This window comes from Cellulomonas biazotea, from assembly GCF_004306155.1.
Classification (GTDB): domain Bacteria; phylum Actinomycetota; class Actinomycetes; order Actinomycetales; family Cellulomonadaceae; genus Cellulomonas; species Cellulomonas biazotea.
Genome location: NZ_BIMR01000220.1, coordinates 1 through 10,654, shown reverse-complemented (window position 1 = coordinate 10,654; position 10,654 = coordinate 1). Strand labels below are relative to the sequence as shown.

10 protein-coding genes are annotated in these 10,654 nt (G+C 75.8%); 3 read left to right on the top strand and 7 right to left on the bottom strand.

The features are described 5' to 3' along the window. The 4 genes from CBZ_RS13935 to CBZ_RS13920 form a co-directional block, all read right to left on the bottom strand. The coding region (locus CBZ_RS13935; protein WP_130782121.1) for a serine/threonine-protein kinase at nt 1-987 on the bottom strand (987 nt) is incomplete at its 3' end. Nucleotides 988-1,066: 79 nt separating this feature from the next. Next, complete coding sequence (locus CBZ_RS13930; RefSeq protein WP_130782120.1) at nt 1,067-1,702, bottom strand: trimeric intracellular cation channel family protein; 636 nt, start codon at nt 1,700-1,702, stop codon at nt 1,067-1,069. Nucleotides 1,703-1,733: 31 nt separating this feature from the next. Further along, nucleotides 1,734-2,255, bottom strand: coding sequence for a metallophosphoesterase family protein (locus tag CBZ_RS13925; protein WP_130782119.1), 522 nt, complete (start codon nt 2,253-2,255; stop codon nt 1,734-1,736). After that, entirely contained in the window at nt 2,252-3,247 is a 996-nt protein-coding gene (locus CBZ_RS13920; RefSeq protein WP_130782118.1) for a DUF389 domain-containing protein, read from the bottom strand. The genes CBZ_RS13925 and CBZ_RS13920 overlap by 4 nt, the downstream gene beginning before the upstream one ends. A gap of 256 nt (nt 3,248-3,503) precedes the next feature. Here CBZ_RS13920 and CBZ_RS13915 point away from each other — a divergent pair, with 256 nt between their 5' ends. Next, on the top strand, nt 3,504-4,301 hold the full coding sequence (locus CBZ_RS13915) for a transglutaminase-like domain-containing protein (RefSeq protein WP_174768678.1): 798 nt from the start codon (nt 3,504-3,506) through the stop codon (nt 4,299-4,301). A 42-nt stretch (nt 4,302-4,343) separates the two neighbouring features. Here CBZ_RS13915 and CBZ_RS13910 read toward each other — a convergent pair whose 3' ends face one another. The 3 genes from CBZ_RS13910 to CBZ_RS13900 all read right to left on the bottom strand — a co-directional run bounded on the left by CBZ_RS13910 (nt 4,344) and on the right by CBZ_RS13900 (nt 8,702). Beyond that, the gene (locus CBZ_RS13910) at nt 4,344-5,327 is read right to left on the bottom strand and encodes a diacylglycerol/lipid kinase family protein (RefSeq protein WP_130782117.1); all 984 of its coding nucleotides are present in this window, start codon (nt 5,325-5,327) and stop codon (nt 4,344-4,346) included. A 49-nt stretch (nt 5,328-5,376) separates the two neighbouring features. Beyond that, nucleotides 5,377-7,344, bottom strand: coding sequence for a DNA primase (gene dnaG / locus CBZ_RS13905; protein WP_130782116.1), 1,968 nt, complete (start codon nt 7,342-7,344; stop codon nt 5,377-5,379). 74 nt (nt 7,345-7,418) lie between these two features. After that, nucleotides 7,419-8,702: a deoxyguanosinetriphosphate triphosphohydrolase gene (locus tag CBZ_RS13900; RefSeq protein ID WP_130782115.1), complete on the bottom strand. Its 1,284-nt coding sequence runs from the start codon at nt 8,700-8,702 to the stop codon at nt 7,419-7,421. Between the two features lie 117 nt (nt 8,703-8,819). Between CBZ_RS13900 and CBZ_RS13895 the strand changes: the two genes are divergently transcribed. Beyond that, the gene (locus CBZ_RS13895; RefSeq protein ID WP_130782114.1) at nt 8,820-9,410 is read left to right on the top strand and encodes a hypothetical protein; all 591 of its coding nucleotides are present in this window, start codon (nt 8,820-8,822) and stop codon (nt 9,408-9,410) included. 49 nt (nt 9,411-9,459) lie between these two features. Beyond that, on the top strand, nt 9,460-10,593 hold the full coding sequence (locus tag CBZ_RS13890) for an amidoligase family protein (RefSeq protein WP_130782113.1): 1,134 nt from the start codon (nt 9,460-9,462) through the stop codon (nt 10,591-10,593). Nucleotides 10,594-10,654 lie beyond the last annotated feature (61 nt).

Here is a 10,654-nt window from a genome sequence, read left to right as displayed (position 1 = left end):
CACGAGCGTCGCGTCGGAGGCCACCGGCGGCGTCGCCGGCTGCGACGGGCCGGCGACCAGCAGGTCGGACAGCTCGTGCGCGACGTCCTCGGCGGTCGGGCGCTCGTGCGGCTGCCGCCGGGTCATCCGGACCAGCAGGTCGCCGAGGCGTGCGTCGACCTCCCCGGGCACGTCCGGGTCGCGGGCCAGCCGCGCGGCCGCGACCTCGGCCATCGTCCCGACGAACGCCGGGCGGCCCGTCACGCACTCCAGCAGCACGAGCCCCAGGGCGTACACGTCGCTCGACGGCCCGAGCGCGCCGCCCTCGGCCTGCTCGGGGCTCAGGTAGCTCGCGGTCCCGACGATCGTGCCCGTCATGGTGAGCCGGGTCGCCGCGGCCAGGCGCGCGATGCCGAAGTCGACGAGCTTGACCGGACGCACCTCGAGCGCGTCGTCGTCGGGCTCGACGTCCAGGCAGTCGGGCGTGGTGAGCAGGATGTTGCCGGGCTTGACGTCGCGGTGGATGACGTCGTGCCCGTGCACGACGGCCAGCGCCTCCGCGGCGGCCCGGCCGACGGACGCCGTCTGCGCGACGCTCAGTGGACCGGCCGCGAGGCGGCGCCCCAGCGTGGGCCCGGCGACGAGCTCCATCACCAGGTAGGCCTGCACCTCGCCCGCCCCCGCGGGGCCGTCCATGGGCACGGTGTCGGCGTCGAGCAGCCGCACGAGGCCCGGGTGCCGCAGGCCGGCGAGCACGCGGATCTCCGCCTGGTGACGGCGCAGGTCGTCGCTGTCGCGCGGCACGGCGGGCAGCACCTTGACCGCGACGACCCGGTCGAGGAGCTCGTCGTGCGCGCGGTAGACGGTGGCGGCGCCCCCGCGGCCGATCACCTCGTCGAGGCGGTACCGGTGCCCGAGGACCGTGGGCCCGGCGGCCCCGGCATGCCCGCCGGGCGCGTCACCGGACCACCACGGGCGTGGCGCTCCACCGACGGCGTTGTCCAGCATGACGCCCGACGCTAGGCGACGGCCCGGCGGGGTGCATGCCGAGGCGGTGCCGCGTGCGCGAAGTCACCCGCGCGAGCGCTCAGCCCTGCGCCTCGCCCCGCCAGGGTCCGGGAACCGTCAGTCGGAACCGCAGCGCGAGGACCCGCAGGCCGAAGACGAGCAGCACGGCACCGACGATCGTCCAGGTGTCGAGGCGGTCCCACGACCACAGCGCGACCGTGACCGCCGCCCCGATGAGCGCGGGGACGGCGTAGAGCTGACGGTGGTGCAGGACGACCGGCACCTCGCCCGTGAGGAGGTCGCGCAGCACACCGCCGCCGACGCCCGTCATGACCCCGACGAGGACCGCCGCGATGGCCGTCGTGCCGAGCTCGAGGCCCTTGATCGTGCCCACGACGGTGAACACCGCGAGGGCGCCGGCGTCGAGCACGACGATGACGCGCCGGGCCCGCTCGAGGCGTGGGTGGAAGAAGTACATGGTGAGCGCGCCGAGGACGGCGGTCGCGACGAGCCGCCAGTCGGAGATGCCGACCGGGGGCACGGCCCCGATGAGGACGTCGCGCAGCATGCCGCCGCCGAGTCCGGTCGCCCAGCCGAGCACGAGGATCCCGAAGACGTCGAACTGCTTGCGCACGGCGGCGAGGGCACCCGACATCGCGGCGACGAACACCCCGATGATCTCGAGCAGCGGCTCGTAGGGCAGGTCGGCGATCACGGGACGTCATCCTCCCAGGCGACCCGGCCGCTCATGCGGTGCGACGCGGCAGCGCGTGCAGCGTCACGTCGTGCAGCGCGCCGTCGTCGAGCGTGAACGTGAGGAAGGTGCAGGCCGGCTGGCGGCGGCGGTCCGTCGGGGACCCCGGGTTGAGCAGCCGCAGGCCGCCCGGCGTGACCGTGTCCCACGGGATGTGCGAGTGACCGAACACGAGGACGTCGAGGCCGAGGGCGCCGAACCGGTCGTCGCACCGCCGCTCCCGGCCCGTCGCGGCGCCCGTCTCGTGCACGACGCCCAGACGCACGCCGGCGACGTCGGCGGTGGCGAGCTCGGGCACCCGTGCGCGCACGTCGGCCGGGTCGTTGTTGCCGTGGCACGCGAGCAGGGTCCGCGAGCGCGCGGCGACGGCGTCGACGACGGACGCGGCGACCCAGTCGCCCGCGTGCACGACGAGGTCGGCCCGGTCGATCGCGTCCCACAGCGCGGGCGGAAGGTCGCGGGCCCGCCCGGGGACGTGCGTGTCGGCGGTCGCGACGACGCGGGCAGCGCTCATGCGCGCGGCGGCCCGGCGTGCGGCCCGTGCACGGCGGGGCGTCGGAGCCGGGCGGCGAAGCGGTCCCGGCGCAGGGACGCGTGCCGCCAGAGCGTCTGCTGCAGGACGAGCGTGAGCCACCCCGCGACGGCCATGCCGCTGATGTTGACGACGAGCTGCAGCGCGCTGCCGCCGACCTCGGACCACAGTCCGAACGCGAGCCCGAGCGCGACGTTGCCCGCGGCGGGGATCGTCGTGACGGAGATGAAGACGCCGGTGAGCCCGCCGAGGCGGGACGACGTGAGCGAGAGGACCCCGGCGGCCCCCGCGATGACCGCGACGACGAACGACCAGCGGTCAGGCGTGTAGATGAAGGCCGTCTCGGGCCGCGGGCGCGTCACGTCCTCGACCGACACCCACCCCGTCGCCCGGAAGACGAGCGCGACGAGCGCGGCGAACGCGATCGCGACCGCGAACCCGACGAGCAGCGCGACGGCCGCGCGTCGCAGCAGCCGCCAGCGCCGGCGGACCAGCGCGACGCCGAGCGCGGCGACCGCCCCGAACTCCGGGCCGAGCACCATCGCGCCGATGACGAGGATCTGCGAGTCGACGACGATCGCGATGCCGGCGAGCACCGTTGCCAGTCCCATGAAGCTGAGGAACGTCCAGGTGAGCTCGGTGTCGTCGTAGGCGCGCAGGACGACCTGCGGCCACACGACGGAGTCGGCGCTCGCGCCCGGTGTGACGCGCTCGGCCTCCCACCCGGCGCGCGACACCCACGTCTCGACGGGCACGAGGTGGATCGTGCCCACCTGCTGCACGTCGAGCGCGAGGAGCCGCTCGACGACGCCGTCGGCGGCCTCGCGGGCGACGTCGGCGCTGACCACGTCGCCCACCGGCTTGTGCGAGGCGCCCTGCTCGACCGCGAGCGCGGATACCGCGGGGTCGTCCTGCAGGAGCGTCACGACGGGCTCGGTGAGGGCGGTCGGGAGGCTCACGCGCAGGTGCAGCACGGGGCCCAGTCTGCCCCCGGCCCCCGGTGCACGGGCGGCGCCACGGCGGGCGACCGCTGACCCCCGTCGCACGGCGGTCGCCCACGCCCTCCCGGGCCGTCGGGCGAGGGCCGTCGAGGCGCGTCCGTCAGGCCCCTGACCTGCACTGATACAAGGCTCCACGACCGCGCTGGACGGAACGCCCCGCGGGCCTCACACTTGCCGTCGCCCCCTCGATGTTCCGGCCGCAGAGTGCCGGGAAAGGACCCGTGCGGTCGTGCTGCGCACTGTCACCTCCCACCTGTCGATCGACGTGCGTCAGCCCCTGGAGATGCTGCTCTCCGTGGCGGTCGCCGACGCCTCCTTCGACCGCACCGAACAGCTCTCCGTCCGCCACGAGGAGGGCCCGCTCGACGTCGTCGAGATCAAGGGTCCGCACGGCGGTCGCGTGCACCGCGTCCTCGTGCCCGCCGGTCGCGTGGTCGTCGACTACAGCGCCGCGGTGACGGGCCAGGCGGACCCGCCGCCCGTCGAGGACGTCGACCTCGTCGAGTACCGCCGGCCGAGCCGGTACGCGGAGTCGGACCGCCTGCTGGCGTTCGCGCGCGACCAGTTCCGCGGCCTGGAGGGGTCCGAGCTGCTCGACGCCGTGGTCGCGTGGGTCGCCGGGCACGTGACGTACCTGTCGGGCTCGAGCCTGCCGACGGACGGCGCGACTGACACCCTGCTCAAGCGGCGCGGCGTGTGCCGGGACTTCGCGCACCTGGTCGTCGCGCTGCTGCGCGCGAAGGACGTCCCCGCGCGGCTCGCGTCGGTGTACGCGCCCGGGCTCAAGCCGATGGACTTCCACGCGGTCGCCGAGGCCTACGTCGAAGGCGCGTGGCGGGTCGTCGACGCGACGCACCTCGCCCCGCGCGACTCGTTCGTGCGGATCGCGACGGGCCGGGACGCCACCGACACGGCGTTCCTGTCGTACTACGGCGGGTCGCTCACGCTCCGGGCGCTCACGGTGACCGCCGCGGTGCACGAGGTACTGCCGCCGGACGACGGCACCGGCCTCGTCACGCTGCGCTGAGCGCCCCCGGCCGGGCCACCTCGCCGGGAAGCGGGGCCGGCCTCACAGGTCGCTCGGGCCGCCCTCGGCGAGGTCGGGCGCCTCGTCGGGCTGGTGCACGCACACCCACAGGCTCTGGGGCCGGACCGTGACCTCCAGGGTGCGACCCGGTTCGAGGACGTCGCCGTCGAGCTGGCGCGGCTGCGGGCGGTCGGACCGGATGACGACGTGCGCGCCGCGGTGGATCTCCCGGCTCGGCACGCGCTTGTGGCGCAGCGCGACGCCCACGAGCAGCTGCAGCCAGTGGCCGAGGTTGCGGGGCGCGAGGATGGCGACCTCCATGACGCCCGTGTCCGGCTGAGCCTCGGGCAGCAGCGTCACGCCGCCCTGCAGCCGGCCCACGTTCCCGACCAGCACCGAGCGTGCGTGCCGTCGCATCGGCGGCCCGCCGTCGACGGAGACGGCGACGTGCATCTCGTCGTCGGCGAGGTGCCGCAGGGCCGACCACACGTAGGCGATCGAGCCCGCCGCGTTCTTGAGCGCGGTCGGCGCGTCGTCCATGGTCGCGGCGTCCAGGCCCATGCCCGCCATCACGGCGAACGTCTTGCCGTCGGCCTCACCCACGTCGATGAGCCGGCGGCCGCGCCGCAGCACCGTGTCGACGCCGTCCGGCACGTCGGTCGGGACGTCGAGGTTGGCCGCGAGGAGGTTGCCCGTGCCGCCGGGCAGGACGGCGAGCGCGGTCTGCGTCCCCGCGAGACCCTCGATGACGGCGCGCACGGTGCCGTCGCCGCCGCACACGAGCACGACGTCGACGCCGTCCTCGACGGCGCGGCGCGCCTGCCCCGTGCCGGGGTCCTCGGCGGTGGTCTCGAGCCAGTCGGGTGCCGGCCAGCCTGCCGCGGCGAGCTGGTCGGTGATCTGGCGGCGCAGCTCGTCGGTGCCCTCGACCCTGTTCGGGTTGACGACGACGGCGGTGCGCAGCGGCTGGTCGCCGTGACGCTGGCGCGGCGCGGGCTCGGTCGGGGTCGGGGCGGTGTCGGTCACGGTGGCGATTGTGGTGCGCGTCGGCGGCTCCCGCGCGGCGAGCGGGTCGTCAGACCCCGGACCGCAGCGCCATCCGCCGGTTCTCGGTCTCGATGAGGGTGGTGTACACCGACCGGTAGTCCGCGTCCGTCGGGTCCATGCGCTGCAGGCGACCGCGGAGGTCGGCGATGGTCCGCGTGAAGCCGATCTCGACGAGGCTCGCGACGATGCCGCGGACGTACCCCGGCATCGACTCGGGCCGGTCCTCGGGCAGCGGTGCGACGGCGAGCTCCGTGACGAGGGCGCGCACCGGCTCCGCGGCCTGCTCGACGACGGCGTCGACCCACCCCGTCGACGAGCCGCCCGACGCCTGGAGCAGGGCCTGCGCCGCCCGGCGGCCGCCCGCGGCTCGCACGGCCTCGTGCACGGCGCGGTAGGCGAGCGCCGAGAACGCCTCGGGGCCGAGGTCGTCGAACTCGCCGGGGACGAGGTCGGGGTGCTGCAGCACGACCTCGAGCGCGGTCCGCTCGATCCGTGCGACGGGGTCCCGCCGGTCCGGCACGGCCATCCGGGCGACCGGGACCGTGACGGCGTCCGCGCGTCCCCCGTCCGTCCCCTGGTCCTGCCGCCGGCCGCCGCGCGCGTCGTCCCGCCGCTCCGGCGCTCCCCGGGCCGGGCCACGGGCCCCGCCGACGGCGCGACGCACCGCGTCCTGGTCGTCGATGCCGAGCCACCCCGCAAGCAGCCGCGTGTACTCGGGGCGCAGCGCGGCGTCGCGGATGCCCGCGACGATCGGCGCCGCCGCACGGAGCGCCGCGACCCGGCCCTCGGCGGTGTGCAGGTCGTACGTCGCGAGCGTCGAGCGGATGACGAACTCGAACAGCGGCTGGCGGCCCGAGACGAGGGCCCGGACGGCGTCGGGGCCCTTCGCCTGGCGCAGCTCGCACGGGTCCATCCCGGACCGCTCGACGGCGACGAACGTCTGGGCGGAGAACGACTGGTCCTCGCCGAACGCGCGCAGCGCGGCCTTCTGCCCGGCGGCGTCGCCGTCGAACGTGAAGATGATCTCGCCGCCGACGGACGCGCCCGACGCGAGCTGCACGCCGCCCGTCGAGCCGGAGTCGCCGACCAGTCGCCGCACGATGCGCGCGTGGTCGGAGCCGAACGCGGTGCCGCACGTCGCGACCGCCGAGCCGACGCCCGACAGGTGCATCGCCATGACGTCGGTGTACCCCTCGACGACGACGACCCGCTTCTCGCGCTGCATGTCGCGCTTGGCCAGGTCGATGCCGTACAGCACCTGCGACTTGCGGTAGAGCGGGGTCTCCGGGGTGTTGAGGTACTTCGGCCCCTGGTCCTCGTCGAACAGCCGCCGCGCGCCGAAGCCGACGGTCTCCCCCGTGACCTCGCGGATCGGCCACACGAGGCGACCGCGGAAACGGTCGTAGATGCCGCGCTGGCCCTGGCTGACCAGCCCCGACGCGACGAGCTCCGCCTCGGTGAAGTTCCGCCCGCGCAGGTGCCGCAGCAGCCCGTCCCAGCCCTGCGGCGCGAAGCCGACACCGAACTGCTCCGCGGCCGACCGGTCGAACCCGCGCTCGGCGAGGAACGCCCGCCCCGCGGCGGCACCGGGCGACGTGAGCTGCTCGCGGTAGAACTCCTCGGCGACGCGGTGCGCGTCGAGCAGCCGACGCCGACGCCCGGGCTCCTCACCGGGGCGCGGCGCACCGCCCTCCTCGTACCGCAGCTGGATCCCGACGCGACCCGCGAGGTACTCCACGGCCTCGGCGAACGCCAGCCCGTCGACCTTCATGACGAACGCGATGACGTCGCCGCCCTCGCCGCAGCCGAAGCAGTGGTACCGGCCGACCTGCGGGCGGACGTGGAACGACGGGGAGCGCTCGTCGTGGAACGGGCACAGGCCCTTCATCGAGCCGACGCCGGCGGGCTTCAGGCTGACGTGGGCGCCGACGATCTCCTCGATGCGCGCGCGCTCGCGGACCGCCTCCACGTCCTCCCGTCGGATGCGTCCCGCCACGCGGTGAGTCTAGGCGTCGCGCGCACCCGTCCGAGCCGCGTCGGACCCGGGCCGGCCGGTCGGCGAACCCGCGGTCAGTGCCGCGGCGGGTGCACCAGGCGGGCGTGCATCTCCGCCGCCGACACGTCGGTGAGGGACGCCACCTGGTCGACGACGACCCGCAGCCGCGCGGCGTCGTCGGCTGCCTCCGCCCAGTCGGCCGCGAAGGGCGGCTCGAGCGCGAGCGGCGCCCGCTCCGACATGACGCGCACGAGGTCCGTGAGCACCTCGCGCTGCCGGTGGTACAGCGGCTCGAGCTCGCGCGGCGCCATGACGTACGCGACGGCGAGGCCCTTGAGCACGAGGATCTCCGCGGTCGTCTCCAGCGGCACGACCAGGTGCGCCGCGTACCGCGTGAGCGGCCCGGGGCCGAACTCGGCGCGCGTCGCCTCCTGCGCGGCCTTCGCGAACCGGCCGATGAGCTGGCTCGTCGCGTCCTTGAGCATCGCGAGCGCCCCGCGCGACCCGTCGAAACCGTGGTCCCACAGGCGGGCGGCGACGAGCCGGTCCATCGCGTCGTGCAGGCCCGCCTCGTCGACGGCGTCGCCGTACCAGGTCTGCACGGCCTCGACGACGCGCGCCCGCTCGTCGGGACGCGTCAGCACGGCCAGGTCCAGGCGGCCGCCGACGACCGCGTCCTCGACGTCGTGCACGGAGTAGGAGATGTCGTCCGCGAGGTCCATGACCTGCGCCTCGACGCACTTGCGGCCCTCCGGGGCGTCCTCGCGCAGCCACGTGAACACCGGCAGGTCGTCCTCGTAGACCCCGAACTTGTGCGTCGGCCGGCCGCTCGCGGCGCTCACCGGTCCGCGGCCGTGCCGCCACGGGTACTTGACCGACGCGTCGAGGCTCGCGCGCGTGAGGTTGAGGCCGACGGGCCGGCCGTCGGGCGTGACGACCTTCGGCTCCAGGCGCGTGAGCAGCCGCAGCGTCTGGGCGTTCCCCTCGAACCCGCCGATCCCCCGCGCGATCTCCGCGAGCGCCCGCTCCCCGTTGTGGCCGAACGGCGGGTGGCCCAGGTCGTGCGCGAGGCACGCGGTGTCGACGACGTCCGGGTCGCAGCCGAGCGTCTTGCCGATCTCCCGGCCGACCTGCGCGACCTCCAGGGTGTGCGTGAGCCGGGTCCGCACGAAGTCGTCCGACGACGGGCCGAGCACCTGCGTCTTCGCACCGAGGCGGCGCAGCGCGGAGGAGTGCACGAGGCGCGCGCGGTCCCGCTCGAACGCGGTCCGCTCGCGCGACTTGGGGGCTTCCGGCGCCCACCGTTCCCGGTCGGCGTCGACGTAGCCGTCGAGGTCGAGGGTGTCGAGGGCGGTCACGGGTCCAGGGTAACGAGCGACGGCCGCGGACCGGTTCCCCGACCGGCTCCACACCTGCGCCTCGGGACGCGTTCTAGGAGGGCACGCACGTCACCCGACCCCTCCTGGAGGACCCCGATGAACCCGAGCACCCTGTCGACCACCCGCCGCCCGCGCCGCCGCGTCGTCGCCGTCGGCGTCGTCGCGGCCGCCCTGACCGTCGTGGGCGGTGCGGGTGCCGCGATGGCCGCCGCACCGACGTCGCCGGTCGCCGAGGCCGTCGCGGGCGTGCTCGCGGAGGTCGGCATCGACTGGTCCGCGATGCCCGAGGGGTACACCCGCGCGCAGTACGAGGCGTTCTGGGGCGCGGGCTACACGCCGGAGGACGTCGCGGCGCTCGGTGCGCTGTGGAGCACCGACGACACCCAGACGAAGGCCCGCGCGGGCCAGGCCCTCCTGGACGGCGAGACGCTGCCCGTGGCGCCGGGGTCGACGGCCCCCGAGGCCGGCCCGACCGACGTCGAGGTCTCGGGCGAGCTGCCCGAGGGGTACACGCCCGCGCAGTACGCGGCGTTCTGGGACGCCGGGTACACGGCCGACGACCTCGAGGCGCTCAGCACGCTGTGGAGCACCGACGCGACGGAGACCAAGGCGCGCGCCGGTCAGATGCTGCTCGACGGGCAGACTCCTCCCGTGGCCCCCGGCAGCACCCCCGCCTCGGGCTCCTGACCACGCGCCCGGCACCCCGACGACCCGCGACCGAGGAGGAAGCACCGACGTGCCCGACCTGACCCTGCGCACCGGCTTCGAGATCGAGCTGCTGGCGCCCGCCGGATCCGACCGGCAGGTGCTCGCGGACGCGCTCGCGGCCCGCAGCGGAGGACGGGTGCTCCGGTCCTTCCACCACGACAGCGAGCCGTCGACGGTGCCGGGTGTGGGGGTCTTCCGGCACCTGTCCCCCGCGTTCGACGTCGTCGACGCCGACGGCCTGCCGGTCGCCCGGCTGGTCGACGACATCACGCTCGTCGCGGACCTCGCGGCCGCCGCGGGCGCGGGCGCCGGGGCGAGCGGGCCGGGCGTCACCGGCGGCCCTGCCCGGCCCGGGCACCGCGGCTGGTACCGCGTGCTGTCCGACGACGCGCGGCTGCTGCGCCTGGTCGAGCGGCACGCCGACCCCGACGCCCCGCTCGCGGACGTGCTCGCGCCGGTCGCGGCACTGTTCGGTGCGACGGTCGACGTCCAGGGCGCCGGGGCGCGCGTGAACGACGCCACGGGGGCGACGGTCGCGGTCGTCCTGCCGCTGCCCGCGGGCCGCGAGCGGCCGTGCGAGGTCGTCACGCCCCCGCTGGCGTCCGGCCACCGCGACGCGCTGGAGCGCCTGCTCGCCCCGGCGCGGGAGCTGGGCTTCACGGTGCCGCACGAGGCGGCCGTGCACCTGCACGTCGACGCCGGACCGTTCCGGCGGCCCGACGCGTTCGCCAACCTCGTGCGGCTGTTCGCGCACTGGCGCGCCGAGCTGTGGTCGGCCCTGGGCACCAACCCGGCGTGCCGGCGGCTGGCCCCGCTGCCCGACGCGCTGGTCACCCTCGTGGAGCAGCCCGTCGACGACGCCGACGGGTCCGGCTGGGCACGTCTCGCCGCGGAGGCCCGCACCACGGGCCTGACGAAGTACGCCGACGTCAACCTGGTCCAGGTCGTCGCCGCACGTCCCCTGCGCGACACCGTCGAGGTGCGGCTGCTGCCCGGTGCGATCGAAGCCGACGACGTCGTGCGCCGCGCGGCCCTCGTCGAAGGCCTGCTGGTGCGCTGCCTCGACCCGCGTCCGCTGCCGCGTCCGGAGCCGGGCGACGCCGCGGACCCGCGGGCCGCGACCGACGCGCTCGAGGCGCTCGCCGGGACGGTGCGCCGGTGAGCGCCTGGGTGCCCACGGCCGGGCCGGACAGCGCAGGCGTGGCGCGCGTCCGCGCGGCGCC